At 63.3% G+C, this 24,616-nt stretch carries 19 protein-coding genes; 10 read left to right on the plus strand and 9 right to left on the minus strand.

Features of this window, described 5'->3' with window-relative positions:
• Positions 1 to 32 precede the first annotated feature (32 nt).
• A complete protein-coding gene (locus AWB80_RS04365; RefSeq protein ID WP_061173389.1) occupies positions 33 to 1,055 on the plus strand; it encodes an alpha-E domain-containing protein in 1,023 nt (340 codons plus the stop codon).
• A 9-nt stretch (positions 1,056 to 1,064) separates the two neighbouring features.
• On the opposite strand, the gene AWB80_RS04370 is transcribed toward AWB80_RS04365, so the two are convergent.
• Positions 1,065 to 2,135, minus strand: coding sequence for a zinc-binding metallopeptidase family protein (locus AWB80_RS04370; protein WP_087130965.1), 1,071 nt, complete (start codon positions 2,133 to 2,135; stop codon positions 1,065 to 1,067).
• 161 nt (positions 2,136 to 2,296) lie between these two features.
• Here AWB80_RS04370 and AWB80_RS04375 point away from each other — a divergent pair, with 161 nt between their 5' ends.
• The 4 genes from AWB80_RS04375 (at position 2,297) to AWB80_RS04390 (ending at position 10,375) form a co-directional block, all read left to right on the plus strand.
• Positions 2,297 to 5,734 (plus strand): transglutaminase family protein, encoded by a 3,438-nt coding sequence (locus AWB80_RS04375; RefSeq protein ID WP_061173553.1) that lies wholly within the window; start codon positions 2,297 to 2,299, stop codon positions 5,732 to 5,734.
• A 36-nt stretch (positions 5,735 to 5,770) separates the two neighbouring features.
• The gene (locus AWB80_RS04380) at positions 5,771 to 8,380 is read left to right on the plus strand and encodes a circularly permuted type 2 ATP-grasp protein (RefSeq protein WP_061173391.1); all 2,610 of its coding nucleotides are present in this window, start codon (positions 5,771 to 5,773) and stop codon (positions 8,378 to 8,380) included.
• Positions 8,377 to 9,273: a transglutaminase family protein gene (locus tag AWB80_RS04385; RefSeq protein WP_087130967.1), complete on the plus strand. Its 897-nt coding sequence runs from the start codon at positions 8,377 to 8,379 to the stop codon at positions 9,271 to 9,273. Before AWB80_RS04380 ends, AWB80_RS04385 begins: the two co-directional genes overlap by 4 nt.
• Positions 9,274 to 9,397: 124 nt before the next feature.
• On the plus strand, positions 9,398 to 10,375 hold the full coding sequence (locus AWB80_RS04390) for an aldo/keto reductase (RefSeq protein ID WP_061173392.1): 978 nt from the start codon (positions 9,398 to 9,400) through the stop codon (positions 10,373 to 10,375).
• Between the two features lie 30 nt (positions 10,376 to 10,405).
• Here the strand turns inward: AWB80_RS04390 and AWB80_RS04395 are convergent, their stop codons facing one another.
• The 3 genes from AWB80_RS04395 to AWB80_RS04405 form a co-directional block, all read right to left on the minus strand.
• Positions 10,406 to 11,962, minus strand: a complete 1,557-nt coding sequence (locus tag AWB80_RS04395) for a phospholipase D family protein (RefSeq protein ID WP_061173393.1) — start codon at positions 11,960 to 11,962, stop codon at positions 10,406 to 10,408.
• Positions 11,963 to 11,975: 13 nt separating this feature from the next.
• Entirely contained in the window at positions 11,976 to 13,316 is a 1,341-nt protein-coding gene (locus AWB80_RS04400) for a TAXI family TRAP transporter solute-binding subunit (protein WP_061173394.1), read from the minus strand.
• 150 nt (positions 13,317 to 13,466) lie between these two features.
• Positions 13,467 to 14,492 carry a hypothetical protein gene (locus tag AWB80_RS04405; protein ID WP_061173395.1) on the minus strand — a complete coding sequence of 342 codons (1,026 nt, stop codon included), beginning with the start codon at positions 14,490 to 14,492 and terminating at the stop codon, positions 13,467 to 13,469.
• Positions 14,493 to 14,740: 248 nt separating this feature from the next.
• On the opposite strand from AWB80_RS04405, the gene AWB80_RS04410 reads away from it, so the two are divergent.
• Positions 14,741 to 15,694: a D-2-hydroxyacid dehydrogenase family protein gene (locus AWB80_RS04410; protein WP_061173396.1), complete on the plus strand. Its 954-nt coding sequence runs from the start codon at positions 14,741 to 14,743 to the stop codon at positions 15,692 to 15,694.
• Between the two features lie 9 nt (positions 15,695 to 15,703).
• Here AWB80_RS04410 and AWB80_RS04415 read toward each other — a convergent pair whose 3' ends face one another.
• Together AWB80_RS04415 and AWB80_RS04420 are read right to left on the minus strand one after the other, a co-directional pair.
• A complete protein-coding gene (locus AWB80_RS04415; RefSeq protein ID WP_061173397.1) occupies positions 15,704 to 16,258 on the minus strand; it encodes a TetR/AcrR family transcriptional regulator in 555 nt (184 codons plus the stop codon).
• Positions 16,259 to 16,322: 64 nt separating this feature from the next.
• Complete coding sequence (locus AWB80_RS04420; RefSeq protein WP_061173398.1) at positions 16,323 to 16,748, minus strand: hypothetical protein; 426 nt, start codon at positions 16,746 to 16,748, stop codon at positions 16,323 to 16,325.
• Positions 16,749 to 16,849: 101 nt separating this feature from the next.
• Between AWB80_RS04420 and AWB80_RS04425 the strand changes: the two genes are divergently transcribed.
• On the plus strand, positions 16,850 to 17,998 hold the full coding sequence (locus AWB80_RS04425) for a peptidyl-alpha-hydroxyglycine alpha-amidating lyase family protein (RefSeq protein ID WP_061173399.1): 1,149 nt from the start codon (positions 16,850 to 16,852) through the stop codon (positions 17,996 to 17,998).
• A 7-nt stretch (positions 17,999 to 18,005) separates the two neighbouring features.
• Here the strand turns inward: AWB80_RS04425 and AWB80_RS04430 are convergent, their stop codons facing one another.
• Both AWB80_RS04430 and AWB80_RS04435 read right to left on the minus strand, forming a co-directional pair.
• Entirely contained in the window at positions 18,006 to 19,979 is a 1,974-nt protein-coding gene (locus tag AWB80_RS04430) for an MFS transporter (protein ID WP_061173400.1), read from the minus strand.
• Positions 19,980 to 20,175: 196 nt separating this feature from the next.
• Positions 20,176 to 21,099, minus strand: coding sequence for a DNA-3-methyladenine glycosylase family protein (locus AWB80_RS04435; protein WP_061173401.1), 924 nt, complete (start codon positions 21,097 to 21,099; stop codon positions 20,176 to 20,178).
• A gap of 154 nt (positions 21,100 to 21,253) precedes the next feature.
• On the opposite strand from AWB80_RS04435, the gene AWB80_RS44315 reads away from it, so the two are divergent.
• Positions 21,254 to 21,421, plus strand: a complete 168-nt coding sequence (locus AWB80_RS44315; protein WP_167390423.1) for a hypothetical protein — start codon at positions 21,254 to 21,256, stop codon at positions 21,419 to 21,421.
• Positions 21,422 to 21,701: 280 nt separating this feature from the next.
• On the opposite strand, the gene AWB80_RS04445 is transcribed toward AWB80_RS44315, so the two are convergent.
• Positions 21,702 to 22,466, minus strand: a complete 765-nt coding sequence (locus AWB80_RS04445) for a GntR family transcriptional regulator (protein ID WP_061173403.1) — start codon at positions 22,464 to 22,466, stop codon at positions 21,702 to 21,704.
• A gap of 165 nt (positions 22,467 to 22,631) precedes the next feature.
• Here AWB80_RS04445 and AWB80_RS04450 point away from each other — a divergent pair, with 165 nt between their 5' ends.
• Both AWB80_RS04450 and AWB80_RS04455 read left to right on the plus strand, forming a co-directional pair.
• Positions 22,632 to 23,852 carry a pyridoxal-phosphate-dependent aminotransferase family protein gene (locus AWB80_RS04450; RefSeq protein WP_061173404.1) on the plus strand — a complete coding sequence of 407 codons (1,221 nt, stop codon included), beginning with the start codon at positions 22,632 to 22,634 and terminating at the stop codon, positions 23,850 to 23,852.
• Positions 23,849 to 24,613: a 2-keto-4-pentenoate hydratase gene (locus AWB80_RS04455; protein ID WP_061173405.1), complete on the plus strand. Its 765-nt coding sequence runs from the start codon at positions 23,849 to 23,851 to the stop codon at positions 24,611 to 24,613. Before AWB80_RS04450 ends, AWB80_RS04455 begins: the two co-directional genes overlap by 4 nt.
• The last annotated feature ends 3 nt before the right edge of the window (positions 24,614 to 24,616 follow it).

Below are 24,616 nucleotides of genomic sequence, written 5' to 3' on the forward strand. Positions count from 1 at the left end.
ACCAAAGACAACGATAAACAAACGGGAACACCATGCTGAGCCGTACCGCGGATCATCTCTTCTGGATGGCGCGCTATACCGAGCGCGCCGAAAATACCGCCCGGATGCTCGATGCGAACTATCAGCTTTCGCTGCTGCCGCAATCCGACGAATACGCGGAACTCGGCTGGCGCGCGATGCTGTCGATATCGGAATTGAGCGGCATCTATTCCGCAGCGCATCACGGTATGAAAAGCCGTGAGGTCATCGACTTCATGGCGCGCGATATGACCAATCCGTCGTCGATCGCCAGTTGCCTGCGCGCCGCGCGCGAGAACGCGCGAGCCGTGCGAAGCTCGACCAACAGCGAGCTATGGGAATCGCTCAATACGACCTGGCTCGACTGTCAGCGCATGCTGGCCGACGACATACTCGAGCGCGAGCCCTATACGTTCTTCGAATGGGTGAAGTTCCGCTCGCATCTGTCGCGCGGCGTTCAGCTCGGCACGCTGGTCAAGGATGACGCGTTCTACTTCATGCGTCTCGGGACTTTCATCGAACGCGCGGACAATACGGCGCGCATTCTCGACGTGAAGTTCGAAATGATGGAACAACGCGCCGATACCTCCGCACAACCGTTCGATTATCACCACTGGGTGGCGGTGCTGGGCTCGGTATCGGGCCTCGAAGTGTATCGCCGCGTGTATCGGGACGTGATTACGCCCGAGCGTGTCGCAGGCCTGCTGATTCTGTATGGCGAGTGGCCGCGTTCGCTTGCGGCGAGCATCGCCGAAGTGGAGCAGTTGATCGGGCAAGTGAAGAAAGGGCGCAACACCGAAGCGGAGCAACTTGCGGCGCAACTGAGTTCCGAATTGAGGAACGGGCGTATCGGGGAAATTCTGCGCGGTGGATTGCACGCCTATCTCGTGAATTTTCTCGCGCGTGTGAACGATCTCGCAAGTAGCGTGAGCCGCGAGTTTCTGCTGCCGATCGCACCGGAAGAACCTGCGGCGCCGGAGCAGCCGCAGACTCAATCGCAGACGCAGACGCAGACTCAATCGCAAGGCAAGGACTAACGCGTGCCGCTAACGCTTGGCCGCCGCCGCGACGACGCGATGCACGAAGCGAAGCTTATCGATGACCGCGGGCGCGAGCGTGAACGGATAGCCGTCCGGCATGCCGAGGCTGCGATTCAAACTGTTCAACACATAGGTGAGCGGAAACCAGCGTTTCATCAGGTTATCGAACGTGGTTTCCTCGACCGGAGTCTGGTCGGTGAGCGTGGGTTCGTGCGGGCTGTCGGGCACGAGCACGAGGCCGCACGATACGGCGGTATCGAGCGTATCGACGATATGCAGGTAATGCGCCCAGGTTTCCGCCCAGTCCTCCCACGGATGCATCGTGGCATAGCTGCTGATGAAGTTGTTCTCCCACTGCGCGGGCGGACCTTCCTTGTAATGACGATCGAGCGCAGCGGCGTAGTCGGCTTGTTCGTCGCCGAATGCGGTGCGAAACGGGGCGATGCGCGCAGTATCGGCGATCAGGCGGTCGAAGAAGTAGTGCCCGGATTCATGGCGGAAATGGCCGAGCAGCGTGCGATACGGCTCGTGCAGCGCGGAACGTGTCTTCTCGCGATGGGCGTCGTCGGCTTCGGCAATGTTGAGCGTGATGATGCCGTTGTTATGACCCGTCATCACGCCGTGGCCTTGCGCATCGCCTTCGAGAAACTGAAATTCGAGGCCGCGTTCGGGATCGTCCTGACGCGACTTTATCGGCAGGCCCAGTTCCGCAAACGTATAGAGGAGGCGCCGCTTGGCGGCTTCTATGCGATACCAGTAGAGGCGGTTCTCCGGGTTCGAGAGGTTGGGAATAGTGCTCGTCAGCTCGCACGAACAACAGAGCGTCTCGGGTGTATCAGGTTCGGGCGCGGGAACGACCCAGTTGCAGACGTTCTCGACGGCGTAGTTGTGGCACGGCCGATAGATCAGATTCTCCGCGAGCGGATGAAGGCTGCGCCAGCGGCCGTCATCGGTTTCCTCGAACGCGCTGATCTGATTGATCTCGGGCACGTAGCCCAGCCGCGCGCCGCAGTTCTCGCAATGCGTGTTTTCGAAGAACACCAGCTGGTTGCAACGGTTGCAGTGAAAGGTCTTCATCGTGTGGCCGGCAGGAGGGATGTGGCGCGACGGTCATGCGCGCGCGGTTGGGAGTGCAGTCGCAAACATCGTGCCGTGAACGAAAGGTATTTTCATGGCAGGCATGAATCACATAGCAGCGCGTGTCGCGCGCACGGCGTCATCTGAACAAGGAGTCTGGAGTGTCCATTCGTGTCGCGTTGAACCATGTCACGCATTATCGCTATGACCGGCTCGTCGGTCTTTCGCCGCAAGTCGTGCGCTTGCGGCCCGCGCCGCATTGCCGCACGCCGATCGTGTCGTATTCGATGCGCGTCGAACCCGAGGATCACTTCATCAACTGGCAGCAGGACGCGTTCGCTAACTATCAGGCGCGTCTCGTGTTTCCCGAGAAAACGCGCGAACTCAAGGTGACGATCGATCTCGTCGCCGAGATGGCCGTGTATAACCCGTTCGATTTCTTTCTCGAACCTTCTGCCGAAAAATTTCCGTTCGCGTACGCGCCCGAGTTGCTGCACGATCTCGCGCCTTACATGGTCAAGCGCGAGCCGACGCCGCGCTTTGCGGCATTCGTCGAAAGCATCGACAGAACGCCGCTCGCCACGATGGATTTTCTCGTCGGGCTCAATCAGCGGCTTGCGAGTGAGATCCGCTATCTGATTCGCATGGAGCCGGGCGTGCAGACGCCGGAGGAGACGCTCGAAAGCGCGGCGGGTTCGTGCCGCGATTCGGGGTGGCTGCTGGTCGAAACGTTGCGCCATCTCGGTCTCGCCGCGCGCTTCGTGTCCGGTTATCTGTTGCAACTCGCGCCGGACACCAAATCGCTCGACGGCCCGAGCGGTACCGAGGTGGACTTTACCGATCTGCACGCATGGTGCGAGGTGTTTCTGCCGGGTGCGGGCTGGGTCGGCTTCGATCCGACGTCGGGTCTGCTCGCGGGCGAGGGGCACATACCCGTTGCATGCACGCCGGAGCCGGACAGCGCGGCGCCGGTCTCCGGCGCGGTCGACAAGTGCGAAGTCGAATTCGAGCACACGATGTCGATCCAGCGCGTGCTCGAAACGCCGCGCGTCACGAAGCCCTACAGCGAGGAAGACTGGAGCGCGGTGCTGCGCATGGGCGAGCAGGTGGATGCGCAACTGGTCGCAGCGGACGTGCGCCTCACGATGGGCGGCGAACCGACCTACGTGGCGGTGCGCGATCGCGACGCGCCCGAATGGAACACCGACGCGCTCGGCCCGACCAAACGCGCATACGCCGTATCGCTGATGGACAAGCTGCGCGCGCAATACGGCACGGGCGGCTTTCTGCATATCGGGCAGGGCAAGTGGTATCCGGGCGAGCAGTTGCCGCGCTGGGCGCTGTCGCTCTTGTGGCGCGCGGACGGCGAGCCGTGCTGGCACGATCCGGCGCTTTTCGCGGACGAGCGCCAGCCAGCGTCGTATACGGCGGATGACGCCGCGCGCTTCATCAGCCATCTCGCGGGCAAGCTGTCCTTGGATTCAAAATACATTCAACCGGGATACGAGGACACGTGGTACTACCTGTGGCGCGAGCGCCGCTTGCCGGTGAACGTCGATCCGTTCGATTCGCGCCTCAGTGACGAACTGGAACGCGCACGTCTGCGCCGCGTGTTCGATGCGGGACTGTCATCCGTGACGGGCTACGCGCTGCCGATCGCGCGCGAAGAGGGCGCCGGCGCGGAGCCAGGCCGCTGGGTGAGTGGGCCGTGGTTTTTCCGCGACGAGCGCATGTATCTGGTTCCGGGCGATTCGCCGATGGGCTACCGCGTGCCGCTCGATTCGCTGCCGTGGGTGTCGGAGGGCGATTACCCTTGGCAGCACGCGCACGATCCGTTCGCGCCGTCCACGCCGTTGCGCACCGGGACTGAATTACGCATGCAATATGCGGATCTGGATGTTGAATCACGTATGCAAAATGCCGGTACGCGCGGAACGCGGCCCGGCGCAGCGGGAACGGCGGCATCGCGGGAGCGTATGCCTGAGCGAGGCGAATCGGCGAGCTGGATCGCACGGATCGCACTGTGCGTGGAAGCGCGCGACCCCGCGCGGGCGGCGGGTCCCGAAGCGGAAGCCGACGCCCGCGAGAAGCACGGCACGGGCAACAAGCTCATGCATGTCTTCATGCCGCCGCTCACCGAACTCGATGACTATCTCGATCTGCTGACAGCCGTCGAAGCGACCGCCGCCGATCTGCAGATTCCGGTGATCGTCGAAGGTTATCCGCCGCCGCGCGACGCGCGTCTCAAGGTGCTGCAAGTCACGCCCGACCCCGGCGTGATCGAAGTGAACATCCATCCGGCGGCGAACTGGAGCGATCTCGTCGAGCACACAGAGTTTCTCTATGGCGCGGCCCACGAGTCTTATCTGAGCCCGGAGAAGTTCATGCTCGATGGCCGTCACACGGGCACGGGCGGCGGCAATCATTTCGTGCTCGGCGGCGCGACGCCCGCGGACAGCCCGTTCCTGCGACGCCCCGATCTGCTCGCGAGCCTGATCGCGTACTGGCTTAACCATCCGTCGCTGTCGATGCTGTTCTCGGGGCTCTTCATCGGTCCGACGAGCCAGGCGCCGCGTGTCGACGAGGCGCGCAATGATCAGGTCTATGAACTGGAGATCGCGTTCGGCGAACTGCAGCGTCAGCTCGATCTGCTGGGCGGGCGCGGCAATGCGACCGTGCCGCCATGGCTCATCGACCGCATTCTGCGCAACATCCTGATCGACGTGACGGGCAACACGCATCGCGCGGAGTTCTGCATCGACAAGCTGTACTCGCCGGATGGACCGACGGGCCGTCTGGGTCTGCTCGAACTGCGCGGCTTCGAAATGCCGCCGCATGCGCGCATGAGTCTCGTGCAACAGTTGCTGCTGCGCGCGCTCGTCGCGCGGTTCTGGGAGACGCCATACACTGCCCGCCTCACGCGCTGGGGCACGGAGCTGCATGACCGCTTCATGCTCGGCACCTTCGTGCAGATGGATTTCGACGACGTGCTGTCCGAATTGCGCGAGGCAGGCTTCGCCTTCGAACGAAGCTGGTTCGCGCCGCACTTCGAGTTCCGCTTCCCGCTCGTCGGCGCTTACGAAACGAGCGGCATCGCGCTCAACGTGCGACACGCGCTGGAACCGTGGCATGTGATGGGCGAAGAGGGCGCGATCGGCGGCACCGTGCGTTTCGTCGATTCGTCCGTCGAACGCCTCGAAGTGCGCGCGCTCGGGCTGAACGGCAATCGTCATGTGGTGACGGTGAACGGCCGGGCGTTGCCGTTGCAGCCGACCGGGCGCGTGAGCGAATACGTCGCGGGCGTGCGCTTTCGCGCGTGGTCGCAGGCGGCTTCGCTGCATCCGACCATCGACGCTCATGCGCCGCTCACGTTCGATATCGTCGATACATGGACGGGGCGCGCGATCGGCGGATGCCAGTATCACGTCGCGCATCCGGGCGGGCGCAACTATCAGACCTTCCCGGTCAACGCGTATGAAGCGGAAAGCCGTCGACGCTCGCGCTTCTTCGCGACGGGTCACACGCCCGGCGCGATGGAGGTCGAGGGCCGCGAACGCAGCATCGAATTTCCGTTCACGCTCGACCTGCGCTATCGTTGAAGACAATCATCATTCGAATAAAGAACCGAGACGACATTGGCTTATCAATCGAGCTTGCCCTTCGATATCACCGCGTCACGCGTCGATGCGCTTGCGCTGCTGCGCACGCTGCCGGCGCGCGAAGGGCATTGGGACGAACTGCGCGATGCGTCCGGCCAGTTGCGCGAGCCGTGGCGCCAGTTCTTCGAACTGCTCGGCGAGCAGGGCATCGCGCGGCTCGATGACGGTGTCGCCGCCGTCGCGCAGCAGGTGCGCGACAACGACATCACCTACAACGTGTACGCCGATAACGGCAAGCCGCGCGCGTGGTCGCTCGATCTTTTACCGCTCATCATCGACGAGGAAGAGTGGGCGCTGATCGAACGCGGCGTCGCGCAGCGCGCGCGCCTGATGGAAGCGATCGTCGCCGATGTCTATGGTCCGCAGACCTTGCTGCATCGCGGGCTCTTGCCGGGCGCGCTCGTGTTCGGCCATCCCGGCTATCTGCGGGCGGTGAAGGGCTTCATGCCGCCTTTCGGCCGCTTCCTGCAGATCGTCGCGGTGGATCTCGCGCGTGCGCCGTCGGGCGCTTGGACGGTCATTGCGCATCGCACCGAGGTGCCTTCGGGGCTGGGCTATGCGCTCGAAAATCGATTGATCGTCGCAAGCCTGTTCGCCGATCCGTTTCGCGCGATGCGCGTGAGCCGGCTCGCCGCGACCTATTCGCAACTGATCGCGACCGTTGCGCAAGCGGCGCGAGCGACCATGCGCGATGACGAGGGAGGCCGCGGCGATGCAGCGAACGATGCGCCGCATATCGCGTTGCTGAGTCCTGGTCCGTTCAGCGAGACCTGGTTCGAGCATGTGTTTCTCGCGCGCTATCTGGGCGTCACGCTCGTCGAAGGCAAGGATCTCACGGTGCGCCACGACAAGCTCTATCTCAAGACGCTGGCCGGCTTGTCGCGCGTGCATGCGGTATTGCGCCGTCTCGACGATGCGTTCTGCGATCCCGTCGAGTTGCGCGCGGATTCGAGCATCGGCGTGCCGGGACTATTGCAGGTGATGCGCGCGGGCAACGTGATGGTCTCGAATGTGCCGGGCGCGGGCTTCACGGAATCGCCCGCGCTCAATGCGTTCCTGCCGGGTATAGCACAGGCGCTGCTCGATGAAACACTCGAATTGCCGACCGTGCCGACATGGTGGTGCGGCGAAGAGGCGGCGCGGCGCGAGCTCTTCGACAATGTCGACAGCGCGCTGATTGCACCGACGTGGCCCGGCGCGCAGGCCGATCAGGCGCCCGGCATCGACGCAGGCGTGCAGCAGATCGCGGCGTGGCGCGAGCGCATCGAGCGCGCGCCGGATGTCTTCACGGTGCAGGAGAATCTGCCGTTTGCCACGGCGCCGCGCTTTCATGACGGTGCGCTCGGCTCGCGTCCGTGCGTGCTGCGCGCCTATGCCATCGCCAACATCGACGGAAGCTGGAGCGTGATGCCCGGCGGCTTCACGCGGCTCGCGGCCGACAAGCGCGCGACCGTGTCGATGCAGTTCGGCGGCAGCAGCGTCGATACATGGGTGATGTCGAGCCAGCCCGGCGGCGCGGTCTCGCTGCGTCCCACGCCGATGAAGCCGGGCGACTTGCGCAAGCATCGCACCGTGTCGAGCCGTGCGGCAGAAAACCTCTTCTGGGCAGGGCGATACGGCGAGCGCGCGGAAAACAACGTGCGGCTGTGCCGGCTCCTGCTCGGTATGCTCGACGGCAGCGACGCGGAAGAACTCTTCCCGACACTGGTCGAACTTGCCTCGCAGTGCGAACTGATTCCGAAGGTCGATACGCTCGCGCGCAGCACGCCGCAGGCGTTCGAACGCGCGCTCGTCGCGGGACTGCCGGAATCGAGCAGGGCGACGAGCATCGGCGGCAATCTCGCGGATCAGGCGCGCGCATGCGGCGAAATACGCGACCGGCTTTCGACGGATCACTGGCGCACGATTCTCGCGTCCCGCAATGACTTTCGCGACGCGCTCGCCGATACCGGCGTCGAAGGCGCGACGGGCATCGGCCGCGATTACGATCGACTGATGCTCACGAGCGCGCTCGAACATCTCGCGACGCAACTCTGCGCGATCAGCGGTGCGCAGGGCGACCGCATGACGCGCGACGAAGCGTGGCGGCTATTGTTCATCGGAAGGCATATCGAACGTGTCGCGACGATGTCCGCGTTTCTGCGCGTGGTCGCCGAGCGCGGCACGCTTGCATCGCCCGCGGGCTTCGATCTGCTTCTGCAACTCTTCGACAGCACGCTCACGTATCGATCGCTTTATCCGGGCAGGCTGGAAGTGCCGGCCCTGATCGATCTGATCGTCGTGGATCAAACCAATCCACGCGGACTCTATGGCGTGTATGCGCGCCTGCGCACGAAGCTCGACGAAATTGCGGCGGCAGCGGGCGGCACGCGCCGCGCGCAGGCGATGCGTTTCTCGGATCTGCTGGTTCACGTTGATGTGTTGCCCGACCTTACCGCACTCTGCGAAACCGGCGAGGATGACCGTCATGATGCGCTGATCGTACTTTGTGACCGGCTCATCGCATCGGTGGGCGCGGCATCGAATGAAGTGAGCGCGCGCTATTTCAGCCACGCGAACACGCTTGCCGCGCAGGTGTCGTCATGAGTCTCGGTCTGAACGATACGGTGCTCGCGGTCACGCATCGCACGACCTATCGCTATTCGACGCCGGTCGAGATCGCGCAGCATCTCGCGACTATTCGTCCGCTGCATTGTCCGTGGCAGCAGGTCATCTCGCATACGGAGCGTATCGAGCCGGTGCCGTCGTATGTGCATAGCCGTGTCGATGCATTCGGCAACGACGTGCTGTACTTCTCGCTCGACGCGCCCCACGAGCGTCTCTCGATGACGAGCGAAACCACGGTGCGCCTCACGCCGCGCTGGAGCACGCTCGACGCGGACACTACGCCGCCCTGGGAGGAAGTCGCGCAACGGCTGCGCTATCGTGCGGGCGGCCCGTTCTATCCGGAAAGCGAGTTCTGTTATGCGTCGCCGAATATTTCGGTCGATCATGAACTGCGCGACTATGCGCGCGCGAGTTTCGATGCGGATACGCCGCTCGTTGCGGGCGCGATCGATCTGATGCACCGTATTCACGAGGACTTCGAGTATCGGCCGTCGGCCACTACGGTCGATACGCCCGCATCGCGTGCGTTCGAATTGCGTCATGGCGTGTGTCAGGACTTCTCGCAGGTGATGATCGGTTGCCTGCGCGCGTTGGGGCTGCCGGCGCGCTATGTGAGCGGCTATCTGCGTAACGATCCGCCGCCGGGGCATGCGCGGCTCATCGGTGCGGATGCTTCGCATGCGTGGGTATCGGTGCATTGTCCGCAAAGCGGATGGATCGATCTCGATCCGACCAATGATGTGCTTGCCGATCTCGATCATGTCACGCTCGCGACGGGACGCGATTACAGCGATGTGTCGCTGTTACGCGGGATGATTCTCGGTGGCGGGGCGCATCATGTGGATGTCGCGGTGAATGTGCTGGCGCTCTGATTCCCTGCGTTACCGATATCTCTCGAAAAGGCGCGCAGCGCGATGCTGAGTTAATGTCTCAGCTTTCGCCGCTCATGCGCGCGCGCTCGCGCATGCCCTTTCGTTTTGCAAGGAGACTCACACGATGGATTACGTGAAACTGGGCTCGACCGGGCTCGACGTGTCGCGGCTCTGTCTTGGCTGCATGACCTTCGGCGTGCCCGATCGCGGCACACATCCGTGGACGCTCGACGAGGAAAAGAGCCGTCCTCTGATCAAACAGGCGCTCGAAGCGGGAATCAATTTCTTCGATACGGCCAATACTTATTCCGACGGCACATCGGAGGAAATCGTCGGACGCGCATTGCGCGACTTCACGAAGCGCGACGACATCGTGATCGCGACGAAGGTCTTCAATCGCATGCGTCCCGGACCAAATGGCATGGGGCTCTCGCGCAAGGCGATCTTCAACGAGATAGACAACAGCCTGAAGCGTCTGGGCACCGATTACGTCGATCTGTATCAGATTCATCGCTGGGACTACCGGACGCCGATCGAGGAAACGCTCGAAGCGCTGCACGATGTCGTGAAGGCGGGCAAGGCGCGTTATATCGGCGCGTCGTCGATGTATGCGTGGCAGTTCAGCAAGGCGCTCTATACGTCGCGCGCGCATGGATGGACTGAATTCCGGACGATGCAGAACCATTTGAATCTGCTGTATCGCGAAGAAGAACGCGAGATGATGCCGCTTTGCGAGGACCAGGGCATCGGTATGCTGCCCTGGAGTCCGCTGGCGCGCGGACGTCTCACGCGTGACTGGGATTCGACGAGCGCGCGGCAGGAATCAGATACGTTCGGCAGCACGCTGTATCGCACCGACGATGCAGATCGCGCGGTCGTCGAAGCCGTGGCGGCGGTAGCGAACGCGCGTGGCGCGCCGCGTGCGCAAGTGGCGCTCGCATGGGTGGCGCAGAAAGCACCGGTAACCGCGCCGATCATCGGCGCATCGAAGCCGAATCATTTGAGCGATGCAGTCGCGGCGTTGTCTTTGAATCTCACGGCGGAAGAGATCGCACAGCTCGAAGCGCCGTATGTGCCGCACGCCGTTTCCGGCTTCAAATGAAGCGGCATTGAGCACACGAAAGCGCGCGGATCACAACTGCGATTCGATCGGCAGAATTCCGAGCATCCAGATTCCCGCGCGCTTCCACGTAGACACGCCCGGCTCACTATCGAGCTCGGTCGTGTTGCCGTTCGCATCGGTATCGATCCACACCATGCGCGTGCCACCGCCGGCATCTTCGCGTAACTCGACACGCCACGCAATACGATCGATGTTCGCGCCAATGCCATCCGCCACTTCCACAGCCGCATCCGCGCTCTCGCAATACACGCCGATTTCCGTATTCAACTGCACGGAGCGCGGGTCCAGATTCATCGAGCCGATGAAGATGCGCTTGCGGTCGAATACATAAGTCTTCGCATGCAGCGACGCCTTCGATGATCCGAAGGTCGACTTCTTCGTGCTCTTGTCGTCATTGGCCGATGCGACCGGCTTCAGTTCATACAGCCGCACACCCGCTTCGAGCATGTCCTTGCGATAACGCTGATAGCCCGCATGCACGGCGGCGACATCGGTGGCTGCGAGCGAATTCGTCAGCACAGTCACGCGCACGCCGCGCGATGTCATCGAGCGCAGCCATTGCACGCCTTCCTTGCGCGGCACGAAGTAGGGCGACACGATCAGCATTTCCTTGTCGGGATCGAGGTTCAACGCCTTGATTTGCGACATCAGATGGCCTTCGGTGTCATCCGGCGCGCGCGTGATCTTCGCGGGATCGTCGTAAAGCAGGATCGCCTTGCCCCACGAGAATTGAGTGTCGTGCTGTTGAATCACATTGGCGAGACGCTCACGCACTTGTGCGACATAAGGCGAATGCTGCTCCGACAAAAGATATGCATCGATCTTCTCGCGATAACCTGCGAGCGCGCCGGGATCGGCCTGATGCCGCATCAGGTTCTCGATCGGATAGGCCGCGTCCGAGTTCCAGTACATATCGAAGGCGCTGGATACTTCACGCACGACAGGACCATGCACGAGCACATCGAGGTCGCCGAATGCAACCGTGCTCGATGCACCGAAGTATTCATCGCCGATATTGCGTCCGCCGAGAATCGCGGCCTGGTTGTCCGCGATGAGCGCTTTGTTGTGCATGCGCCGATTCACGCGAAAGAATTCGGCCGCGGAACCGAGCTTCTTGAACGTGCGGTTCGCCACGGGATTGAACAGCCGCACCTGTACGTTCGGATGCGAGGCGAGCGCGAGCAGGAACTGGTCATCGGCATTCGTGCCGAGATCGTCGAGCAGAAGACGCACGCGCACGCCGCGATCGGCGGCGCGCATGACCGAGGCGGCCATTTCGCGGCCCGTCAGATCGTCGTGCCAGATGTAGTATTGAAGATCGAGCGTGCGCTGGGCGTTCTCACTGAGAATCACGCGGGCGATGAGCGCGTCCATGCCGTTGGACAGCAGGTGAAACGCGTTGTCGCCTGGATGCGCAGCTTCGCTTGCGACGAAAGAAGCGCCGAGGCGCGTGTTCGCCGTATCGGTCAGGGCGTGGGTTTCCATGCGTCCCGTTTGCGGTGGAAGGCTGGCGCAAGCCGTCATCATCAGCGTCAGCGTAACGGCGAACCATGTGCGCAGTTTCATCGCGTGCCCTCGGCTAGATCATGCTCTTTTCGCGTCGCGTCCCTTCGCTCAGACGCGCTCGCACGAAGCTGACATGCTCGCGTAAAACATAGAGCGCATCGGCATGGGCAAGCGGCAGTCTGAGCGTGTCGAGCGATTCCTCGATGTAATCGAGTTCGACCTGCAACGCGCGCCGCTCGTCATCGGTGTTGACGCGCATCGCGCTACGTTCCACCGCGATCAGCGCACCGTAATAGCGATAGATGCGCGAGCGCACGCGCCATCGATAGAGCGCGGGCACGAGCCGCAGCGCCGGAAAGACCAGCACCGCGATGGGCAGCAGCAACACGAGCGCGCGGTCCGCGATGTTCGCGAGCCAGAACGGCAACGCGCGATACAGGAAGCTTTTGCCCGAACGGTAATAACGGCTCGCGTCCTCGCTGATCGGAAACTCATGCGCGGTGGCGCTCGGGAATTGCCCCGCACGCTGCAGCAGGCCGGCCGTACCGTGTACTTCCTGCGCGGCCTCGATCAGCAGATCGGATAGCGCCGGATGCAGGCTCTGCCGCGCGACGAGTTCCACGGTCGGGCTGATCAGATGCACGGTCTCAGGCGGAATGCGCCGGCCCAGATCGAGCACGCCGGGCGGCAGTTCGATTTCGTCGAGATAAGGGAAAAGACGCGTATAGGCGCGCGCTTCCTTGAAATCCATCACCGAGACGCCGGGCACGCGCAAGAGCCGCAACATCAGGCCGCGCGTGGCGGAATCGCCGGAGAGGAACACTGCATCGGCTTCATTGCTGACGAGTTGGGTGGCGGCTTGCAGGCCATCGGTCGGCAGAAGCTGCGTGTCCCCGCCCGCATGAATGCCGTTCGCGTCCAGCAGCTTGAGCGACAGCATGCGCGTGCCGCTGCCTTCGCGGCCTATCGCGATGCGCTTGCCTTCGAGTTGCGACAGCAACGTGAGTCCCTTGCCGCGATAGAACACGACGAGCGGCACATACGACACGCTGCCGAGCGACATCAGCTTCGATGCCTCTTCGCGCGTCGCGATGCCGCCCTGCACGAGCGCGAGATCGACGTGCTGTTTCGGATCGAGCAGACGTTCGAGATTCTGCACGGAGCCGTCCGACGGCAGCACCTTCAGCGTGATGCCGTTGCGCGCGAGGATCTTCGCGTATTCCTGCGAGATGACGTAGAACGAGCTGTCGGGCTGACCCGTGCTCATCGTGATGGTTTTGGGCGGCGCGGGATCGACGAGCCAGTAGACGAGTGCGACGATGATCGCAATGACCAGCACGACCGGACCGGCCGTCCACGTGATGTCGTGCAGGACGCCTTTCGCATGATCGCGAGGCAGATGCGGGCGCTTCATCCGATGCCTCGTCAAGGGCGGAAAGGAAAGACATGGAGCATGTCGTGTCGGTGTCGGAAGCGGCGTTGACTCGCAGTGTAGCGCGGTACGCGCATAAAACGACAAGGCCGGCGCGCATGCGGCCGGCCTTCGGTGTGCGGTGTTACCGGTTCATGCCCAGTGTGCGGGGACCCAGACGGCGCCGACGAAGTGGCCCGGAATCCAGATCGCGCGACGCGGCACGACATACACGGTCTTGACCGGCGGCGGAGGCGGCACGACGTAGACCGTCTTCACCGGCGGCGCGACGTACACGGTCTTCGCGGGCGGCGGCGGGGGCGGCGTGACCACGACCGTCGACGAAGGCGGGGGCGGCGCGACCACCACGGTCGTCGTCGGCGGCGGGGGCGGCGGCACGACCACCGGCGTGGCCACGATCGTCGTTCCGGTGACGACCGGCGCGGTCGCAACTACCGTCGTGCTCGAGGTAACCGTGCCGCCACCGACGACCGTCGTGCTGTGCGAGCCGTTGGTGACCGTCGCGGAGCCGGACGTGGTGACGACGCCCGGCGCGACGCTCGTCGCGCTGCCCGCATGTGTGACCGTGCCGCCGTTCGCCGTGTTGACGGTGCCGGAGCGGTTGCACGTATAGCCCGCGCAGTTCGTCGATGCCGAGTGCGTCGACGTGTTGCCGTTCGGCCCCGTCACCGCGCCCGACGATGTGTATTGGCCCGGCGCCGTGCGTGTCACGGTATCGCTGCCGGTCGCCGTCTTGCCGTTCGGGCCTGTCGCGCTGCCGGTGTGCGAGCAACTGCCGCCGGCGCAACTCGTATCGCCTGCGTGCTGCACCGAGCGTCCGTTGGGACCGTAGGCGGTGCCCGAGTTGGAGAACTGGCCGGGCGCGGTGCGCGTCACGGTGCCCGAGTTGGTGGCGACGCGGCCCCACGGATTTTCGACACCGCCCGCATGTGAGCAACTGCCGCCGCCGCAGGAGCCTGCGTGCGCGCCCTGATATTCGCCGCGGCCGGTGTAGGCCGTGCCGCCGCGCGCCCAGCCGGCGAAGGCCGAGCTGCTGCAGAGCGTGAGGGCGGCGGCTGCCGCGACGAGGAGCAGATGCCGCGCGCGGCGCCTGGCCGGCGTTGCGTCGGAGGCGGGCGCAACGCGGACGTTTGAAGCGAAAGTCGATCTGTTTTTCACGGGATGTCCTTCTCGGTTCCTTAGGCCACGTTGCGTTTCGAGTGGCGACGGAAGTGACTATAAAGAAAGGGTCGCGCGAAGTCCCGCCGTAACTTGTTTCACCCTATGTCATGAGTCGAGGGCTTGCGCAGCAAGGCTTTGCGGGATTTCGCCAGCCCTGGTCACTGCCGCGCGCGACATGAATTCGCGCATTGCGTCACACTGGCTGCTGCCGTTCAATCCCATTCGTCACAACAATCGAAATCGCTATGGCCACATCCAATCCGATCAAAGTCGCCGTCCTCGACGACTATCAGAACGTCGCGCTTTCCATGGCCGACTGGTCGCCGCTCGACTCACGCGCCGAGATCGCCGTATTCAATGATCACATCGCCGAGCGCGGCGCGCTGCTCGAACGCCTGCGCCCGTTCGACGTCGTCTGCGCGATGCGCGAGCGCACGCCGTTCTCGCGCGACGTCATCGAGCATCTGCCGAATCTGAAGCTGATCGCGTCGACGGGCGCGGCCAATGCATCGATCGATCTGAAGGCCGCGGCCGAGCGCGGCGTCGACGTGCGGCATACGGGCTATCAGTCCACGCCGACGATCGAATTCACATGGGCGCTGATTCTCGCGATGACGCGCAACATCGCCGCCGAAAACCGCTCGCTCAAGGAGGGCGGCTGGCAGACCGCGCTCGGCACCGAACTCGCGGGCAAGACGCTCGGCCTGCTCGGTCTTGGGCGCGTGGGATCGGCGGTCGGCGTGATCGGTCGCGCGTTTCGCATGAACGTGATCGCGTGGAGTCAGAACCTCACGCGCGAGCGCGCGGAAGAAAAAGGCGTGCAGCTCGTCGACAAGGACACGCTCTTCACGACCTCCGACGTGCTCTCGATTCACTTGCGGCTGAGCGAGCGCACGCATCATCTCGTCGGCGCGAAGGAACTCGCGCAGATGAAGCCGACGAGCCGTCTCGTGAACACGTCACGCGGGCCGCTCGTCGATCGTGATGCGCTCGTCGCTGCATTGCAATCGCACAGGCTCGCGGGCGCGGCCCTCGACGTCTACGATGAAGAGCCGCTCGCCGCGAACGACCCGCTGCGCGCGCTGCCGAACGTGCTTGCGACGCCGCATATCGGGTATGTATCGGAAGAACTGTATCGCACGTTTTATGGCGATACGGTGCGCAATATCGTCGAATGGCTCGACGCGCGCAAGGCCTGAGCGCAGCGCTCACGACGCTTGCGATTCGGCGGGCGGCAGCAGCGAAAACAGGATTTCGATGGACGTGCTCGCGCGACGCTTGCCGTCCGTGCGCCCGACCGCGAGATCGATGACCGCGAGACCGACGACGAGCGCGTGCACCATCGACACGTGTTCCTTCGTGACGGCGAGGCCCATTGCTTCGAGCATGCGCGTGATGCGAACCGCGATGCCATCGGCGAGTTCGCGAAAGAGACTGCGGATGGTCGGCTCTTCGTCGGCGGCTTGCGCGAGCGCCATCAGGATGCGCGTGTTTTCGTGGCGCATCGCGACATTGGCGATCGATGCCGCGGTGACCTTGGGCGACGCTTCACCCACGAAGGCATCGACGGCGGCGAGCTGACCGTCGATCGCGGCGCGCGCGACGGCTTCGATCAAGGCGAGACGTGTCGGGAAGTAATAGGTGAGGTGACTCTGACGCACGCCCGCGCGCGCAGCGACGCGCGGTTGCGTGAAGCCCGAATAACCTTCCTCGCGCAATGTGGCGAGGGCGGCTTCGAGTATGGTTTGTCGACGATCCTGCACGGGGCGCGATCCGTGTTTTGGTTGATTTACCAAACCTTAACGTGATCGATTCACGACGTCAACCTCATGAATTGTTATACGAAGGCGGTTGCGGATTGTGCGCGGGGTTCGTGTCGAACGTGCGGATATCGGTGATCGCAACGCTCGCGAGATTGCGGAGTGCGGCTTCGAGCGCATCGGCAAGTGGCTTGTCATAGACTTCGTCGCCATTCACATAGAGCGTGAATGCCTGCAGATATTTCGCTTTTTTCGCGGGATTTTCGATGGTCTCGCGTGTCCATCGATACAGCGGATAGTGCTCGATGCCATCGCGCTCCGCGTGCGCCACGTAATCGGCGAAGGCGTCGTACTGGCATTGCAATTGGGCGTCGTGCCGGATCAGCAGTGCGTTGATGGAGGCGAGCTTTTCGTTTGCCGGGTCTCGACGCGCCATGTCGGCGTACTCGGGCGCAAGCCGGATTCGAACCTGGTATTGCCACGCTTCGGTCATGATGTCCTTTCATTGTTGAAAGCGTTGAGAACATGCGCATGTGAATGATGCGATTCATGCACTACACTTTTCCTCGCGTTTCGAACGAGAGGAGGGTCACAGTGAGTCTTCGCCACTCGATGTACTGCCCATGTTGCGACACGACGCCGGGCGCTGCAAGCCGCCGCCGCTTTCTGGCGCTCGCGGGTCAGGGCGCCGCCGCGCTCGCGCTGTTTCCGCATCTCGCGTACGCCGATAACGACGTGCCGTCCATTTCCTACGATTCCGTTCCCGATCCTGTGCAACTGCCGCGCGATGTGTACTTCGGCGAATGCTCCGGCGTCGCGCTCAATTCGGCGGGACATGTCTTCGTGCTCTCGCGCGGCAATAGTATTGGGCCAGCATATGGCGCGGCCGCGGCCCAATTGCTCGAATTCGACCGCAATGGACGCTTCGTGCGCGAGATCGGGCATAACCTTTATGCGTGGTCATTCGCGCATACGGTCAAGGTGGACCGGCAGGATAACGTCTGGGTCACCGACAAGGGCTCGGACATGATCATCAAGTTCACGCCTGAAGGGCGTGTTGCGATGGTGTTCGGCCGCAAGCAGGAAGCATCCGACGAAGAAACCGCACCGCTCAAGCATCCGAATCCACCGTTGCCATCGGAGCCCGGGCGTTTCCGTCAGGTGACCGATGTCGCATGGGACGCGGCCGGCAATACCTACATCAGCGACGGTTACATCAATTCGCGCGTCGCGAAAGTGGACAAGGACGGCAACTGGCTCAAGTCATGGGGCGAGCGCGGCAAGGGGCCGGGGCAGTTCCATACGCCGCACAGCATTGCCGTCGATGCGAACGGCATGGTCTATGTCGCGGATCGCAGCAACCGGCGCATTCAGGTCTTCGACGGCGAAGGAAACTTTCAGCGGCAATTCACGATCGACGTGCCCGTGCCACCGGATGCGCGCCCGGCTATCGGCAACATGCCCGATGAAGCCGCGATCGCAGCGGGTACGTTCGCGCCCGGTTCGCCGTGGGCGATCTGCATTTCGCCGGGTCCGAATCAGGTGCTGTATTCCGCCGATGCGTTTCCCGGGCGCATCTACAAGTTATCGCTCGATGGAAAATTGCTTGGCATGCTCGGGCGCTCGGGCAAGCAGTTGAAGCAATTCGGGTGGATTCATGAGATGGCGTGTCCGGCGGAGAATACGTTGTTCGTCGCGGAGTTGCTCAACTGGCGCGTACAGAAACTCGTGCTGCATGGCTGAGTGCGCATCACTTGTTCGCGGTTTTCGTGCGCATCGACATGATGGGCCTGGGCTTTGCATCGCATCGATCCTCACGCCACGAGCGCAGCGTATCGAGCGCGACGGAATTGCGCACATAGCGATGCCACACGAACGCGAGATCGAAGATCAGAATCGCGAGCCACCACGCATAGAGAAAGAACGCGCCACCGAGCACGACGGGCCATATCGGCTTGCCTGCCAGATCGCCCCATAACCTCACGCCGACGATCAACGTCATCATCACGGTGCCGAGGGCGACGAGCACACGGCGGCCAATACGCGGTTTGCGTGGCGCGAGCCAGCCGCTTACCGCGCACACGAGTCCGGCCAGCACGAAGACCGCTTTGCCGACGACGGGATCAGCGTCATCGCGATGCAGCAGATCCGCGAACGGGCTCGCGAGAAATGCGGCCACGCCGCTGAGCAACACGAGCCAGAAGATCGACGCGCCCGCGACGAAGGCGAGCAGCGCCACGACGCGCCAGCGCAGCCACGCGCCCGTGCGCTTCGCACCTCGCGCCTTCACGAGACGCGGAATGCGCGCCGCGACCGTCGTGCCCATCAGCAGACACGCGAGCGCGAACACCGAGCGCGTGAGATAGATGAACTCGGGCGCGGTGCTGGTTCCGCCCGCGCCCGAATCGGACGAAGCCGTGACGGCCTTGTAGATGAAGAACACGGCGAGAAGATGCAGCACGAAACTCAGCAAGTAAGGAATCGCCGTGCTGACGATGCCGCGAAAAGGCCTGTTCTGCGGGGCTTTTGCGGTCGTTCTATCGAGCACGACGTTTTCGATGAAGTGGCCGAAGACGTCGCCATCGGTCCAGTAATCCGTGTGCGCCTTGCCCGGCAGCCAGTAGCGCGAGAAGCCGATGTCATGCGCCGGCTCGAATTCGAATGCCTTGCAACCGTGTTGATCGAGGAAGGTGCGCGCCGTATCGAGCGCGAAGCCGACGGGATCGCCGAAATCGTAATAGTTGCGCCACTTGATGCGCGAGGGCAACGTGACGGGACCGCCGGGACGTTCGATTTGCGCGACGGCATCGCCCTGCATTTCGCTTGTCAGCGTCATGCCTTCCCAGAGTTTCGGCCACAGCAGAATGTGCTTGTCGATGGGCGAGCCGATGGTCATGAAGCCGCGCAGGCTTTGCACCCACTCCGTGCTGATGATCTGTTTGCCGTCCTTTGGATCGTTCACGGTCGGCGTGGCCAGCGCCTGAAGGATGCCGAGAAAGCTGATTACCGTCCCTTCACTATGCGCGACGATATACACCTCGGGCGGGCATTGACAGCGTTCGGTCACGAGCGCGACGAGCCGCTCCATCACGCGATGAAAGCGAAAGACGATGGTGTCGCGATGCTGCCTGAAATCCGCGACGAGCTGCACGTCGCCGACATAGTCGCGCAGCATGGGCGCGAGATCGAACTTGAAGATGCCGGCCTTCTCTGCCACTGCGAGCAGACTCTGCATGACGGCTACTGTCTCGACGACTTCCTCGACGACGCCCGATGCGAGCGAGAAATCGGCAGGTTCGAGTTTGCGCTCGTCGACGTTGAGCATGTAGGCGGCTTGCGCGCGGCTCACGATCGAGAGTCCCCACGCCTTGCTTTCTTCGAGCGTGTCGTCCTGCTTCACGACTTCGCGCGGAATGTCGGCCCAGTACACTTCGGCGAAACCGAGTGCGGAATAGAAATCGCGTTGCTCGGGGGTGTAGGGGCCGCCAGATGGCAGATCGAGCTGGCGTACATCGACTTCGCCGACGCCCGCAATGTCGAAATAGCCGAGCGGCATGACGGGCAGCGGCGGGTCGTAGCGCGCGCCGAACTGGCTCGCTACCGAACGCACCGTGTCGCTATGCAACTGATTGCCGATGCCGTGTATCGCAACGACGATCTTCTGCACGCGCGGCGCGATCGGGACATGGTTCGAGTCCTGCGCGTCGAGGGATGATGCGTTCATGAGCGTCTCCCGATGGCGTTTCGTCAGCGCTTCTTGGTGTGTCGACTGCGTTCGGCCGCTCGATGCAGATTAGTCCATTTTTAAGACAACAGAACGAAATGATCGCGGCGGTGTTATCGACGCGGACGGTGCGGTTGGCATTTTGCATGCGTGATGTTGCACGCAAAATGCCTTCGCGGGCGGACGCATGCGAAATTCAACCCCCGCGCGCAAGCCCCGTTTCCATCGCCACACCGTTCCATAGATGCATCGCCGCATAGGCGCGCCAGGGACGCCAACGTTCCGTGCGTGCGCGCTGCTGCGCAGGCTTCACGAGCGACGGATCGCGACGCGCGATCGCCTGCATGAGCACGAGATCGGCGTCCGGCCATGCATCGGGGTCGCGTAAGGCGCGCATCGCGACGTAGCCGACGGTCCACGGCCCGATGCCCGGCATCGCGAGCATCTCGCGTTTCAGCAATTCGGCATCCGCGCCGGGTTCGTCGAGCGGCAGCGCGCCCGTCGCGACCGCATGCGCGAAGCGCTGCACCGTCTCGATGCGCTTGGTCGGCATGCCGATCTTCTCCAGATCGGCGGCGGCAAGCTCGGCGGGTGTCGGAAAGCGCCACGCGGTGCCTTCGTGCGGATGGCCCTCGATCCTCTTGCCGGCGCGCTGCACGATGCGGTTCATGATTGTCGACGCGCCTTTCACGCTGACCTGCTGACCGACGATCGTCCGCACCACGAGCTCGAAACCGGACCACGCGCCCGGCACGCGCAGGCCGGGCGCGGCTTCGACGAGCGGTGCGAGGACCGGGTCGCCGGCGAGACAGCAGGCGATCTCGCGCGGCTCGGCGTGCAGATCGAACATGCGCGCGAGCGGCGCGGCGAGCTCGTCCGCATGGCGCGCCGCCGCACCTTCGACGGTCACCACCAGCCGATGCTTGCGCTCATGCGGCCGCACTTCGACGGTCCCATCATGGCCACGCCATTCGATCGCGCGCCGATACACTCCGTCCTCGACCGACTCCACGCCCGCCGACGCCCGCCCGCCGATGAATTTCAGCATGCGTGTCCAGTCGAAAGGCCGCTTGAAGGGCAGTTCGAGCGTGGAGGTCGATGTGTCGAATGTCGAATGCATTTTGAATGCCGTTTTGTGCGATGGTCGAATGCATGCCGATCTTACCCCGGCATGCGTGTACGGCTGGCGACGCTCATTCTTCGCTAACTCTCGCAGACGACAATGCATTCCATCGAAAGCAACGTTTCAATCAACATCGCCAAAGGAGCCGGCCATGAACGCCATCTCGATCAGCATCGTCGCCATCGTCATCACCGCAGCGCTGGCGGCTGTCGCGCCGGTCACGCACTACACGCAGCATGAAATAGCCGTCCTGAGCGCGCACGGCGCGAGCACGCACGGCCAGGTTCAGCTCGGCGCGGGTAGTGGACTAACGGCTTGAACGATGCGTGAATGCTTCCGCGCGCGTTCGTGACGGGTTGCGGGCGGCGCTCCCATTGGTCGGAGCGCACGATGCAGCGTGCGAACACATCGGTAAAAACGGGAAGAAGCCCTTCGCGGTCGTGCACCGCGGTCAGCCGGGCGATGCGGACTTTCTCGCCGTGTCGAAGTCCGATGAGTGGTCAAGCGAGAACCCCGTGATGACGAGCACCGCGCCAAGCGCGATGCCTACCCCTTGAATCCTGGTCCTACCCTAGCTTCCGGGAAATCGCCCGATCGTTCTATTCGCTGGCGTTCACATCCTGCGATGACTTGTTCGCCGCACGCTTTTTCGGCGCGGCGGGCTTCACCGTCGATAGCGTGCGCTCGGCGAGCACCGCATCGCGCTTTGACAGCAGATGCTTGCGCAGGATTTCGCCCATGCGCTTGCCGTCGCGCGTCTCCAGCGCCTCGATCATCTCTTCGTGATCGCGAATGGCGCTGTCCCACTTCGGCGTCTGGAAGTTCGAGCGAAAGCGCAGCGCCATCAGACGCCGGTTTATCGACACGTAGGTCTGACGCAAGGCCGTGTTGCGCGCGGCTTCGTTGATCCTGTCGTGAATCGCCTGGTTGCGGCTGTAATAGCCGGAGAGGTCGTTCTGCGCGCGACACGCGAGCATCGCGTAATGCAGCGCCTTGATCTCGGCGATCTCGAGCGGCGTGATGCGCTCGCATGCGAGCTCACCCGAAAAAGCTTCGAGTCCGCTCATCAATTCAAACATCTCGCGAATCTCGAACTCGCTCATCTGCGAGACCGACGCGCCCCGGTTCGGCGATATCTCGATCAAACCCTCGGCGGCCAGCACTTTCAGCGCTTCGCGCAAAGGCGTGCGGGAGATGCCGAGCGTCTCGCACAGCTTGCGCTCGTTGAGCTTGACGCCGGGCGCGAGCAATCCCTCGACGATAAAGCCGCGCAAGTGATCGACGACAGTGTCGTGCAGGCGCAGCCGCTCCACCTTCGGCAGTGACGACGAAACGTGTGTTTCTGGAAGATCGGGATTTTGCATTCAATACCTCTGATTCCATTTGCGGCAATTTTAACCCAGCGCTAGCGGAAAAAACCGCCAGCGGGTTATCCCTAGCCCGTTCGGCCTATGAATACCTTTACTCGCCCGATTTGCTGCGTTATTGTATTTTGCATGCAAAATTACATTTTAGGAGGAAGCAGACCTATGCTGAAGCTCGATTCCCATCCCGCCGGCCGCCACTTTCTGCAGATTCCGGGGCCGAGCCCGGTACCCGATCGCATCCTGCGCGCGATGAGCTATCCCACGATCGACCATCGCGGTCCCGAGTTCGGCGCGCTGGGTCTGAAGGTGCTCGACGGCATCAAGCGGATCTTCAAGACGAGCCAGCCCGTGGTGATCTATCCCGCGTCGGGTACGGGCGCATGGGAGGCGGCGCTCGTGAACACGCTGAGTCCGGGCGACACGGTGCTGATGTACGAGACCGGCCACTTCGCGACGCTGTGGAAGAAGATGGCCGAGAGCCTGGGGTTGAAGCCCGAGTTTCTGGGTCTGCCCGGCATCGAAGGATGGCGGCGCGGCGTGCAGGCCGACGCGATCGAGAAACGCCTGCGTGACGACTCGCAGCACACGATCAAGGCGGTCTGCGTCGTGCACAACGAAACGTCGACCGGCGTGACCTCGGACATCGCCGCCGTGCGACGCGCCATCGACGTAGCGAAGCATCCCGCGCTGCTGATGGTGGACACGATCTCGGGTCTCGCATCCGCCGACTATCGCCACGACGAATGGGGCGTGGACGTGACCGTGTCCGGCTCGCAAAAGGGTTTGATGCTGCCGCCGGGAATCAGCTTCAACGCGGTATCGGAGAAGGCGCGCGAGGCCTCGAAGCGCGCCACGCTGCCGCGCGCGTTCTGGGACTGGGCCGACATCATCGAGATGAACAAACAGGGCTATTGGCCGTACACGCCGAACACGAATCTGCTTTACGGCCTGTCCGAAGCGCTCGACATGATTCTCGGTGAAGGCCTCGACAACGTGTTTGCGCGCCATCAACGGCTCGCGGCGGCATGTCGCGCGGCGGTCAGCGCGTGGGGACTCGAGATTCAATGTGCCGACTCCGCCGTGTATTCGCCGGTGCTCACGGGCGTGATGACACCCGAAGGCGTCGATGCCGATGCCGTGCGCAAGCTCATCTACGAACATTTCGACATGTCGCTCGGCACGGGGCTCGGCAAGGTGAAGGGCCGCATGTTCCGCATCGGCCACCTCGGCGATTGCAACGATCTCACGCTGATGGCCGCGCTCTCGGGTTGCGAGATGGGCATGAAGCTCGCGGGCATCGAACTGAAGGACAGTGGCGTGTCGGCGGCGATGGACTACCTGACGAGCCACGTCGCGAAACCCGCGCTGAAGGCGGCCGCATGAGCGCCGCGTTCGACGCCGACGCGCTCGCACGGCTTTTCGTGGAGGCACGCGCGCATCACGCGAAGCTCGACGCGCTGCCGGAGGGCGCGCGCCCGGCGAACGCCGACGAAGCCTACGCCGCGCAGGAAGCGACGCTGCGTGTGCTGCGCGCGGACATCGGTGGATGGAAGGTCGGCGCGAAATCGCATGACGGCCCGATTCAGGGCGCGCCGCTTCCCGCCGATGGCGTGCATCGTTCCGGCGCGCGTCTCTCGATGCATGCGTTCGGCAAGGCCGGACTCGAACTCGAAGTGGCGTTCAAGTTGGGCCGACGCTTCGAACCGCACAGCGGCCCGTATCGCGATGACGACGTGATCGCCGCGATCGAGTCCGTGCATGCCGCGATCGAAGTGGTGGCGAGCCGTTTCGCTGCGTGGCCCGATGTCGAAAAACCCTGGCAGCTTGCCGATCTCCAAAACCACGGCGCGTTGATCGTGGGCGAGGGCGTTCCGTACGACGCGGCGTTTCCGTTCATTTCGCCCGCGATGACGTTCGACTTCCAAGGCGCGCCGCTCTTTAAGGGCGAACCGGCGAACCCGGCCGGCGACCCACGCCGTCTGCTCGCGTGGACGGTGAATCACGCCGTGTCGCGCGGCCTCGCCGTCGAACGCGGGACCATACTCACGGCGGGCTCGTACACCGGCCTCGCACTTCCGGCGACGAGCGGCACGGCGGTCGGTGTCATCGAAGGACTGCCTGCCGTCGAATTGCATTTCGCATAACGC

Origin of the sequence: Caballeronia pedi (genome assembly GCF_001544915.2) — a bacterium.
Lineage (GTDB): Bacteria > Pseudomonadota > Gammaproteobacteria > Burkholderiales > Burkholderiaceae > Caballeronia > Caballeronia pedi.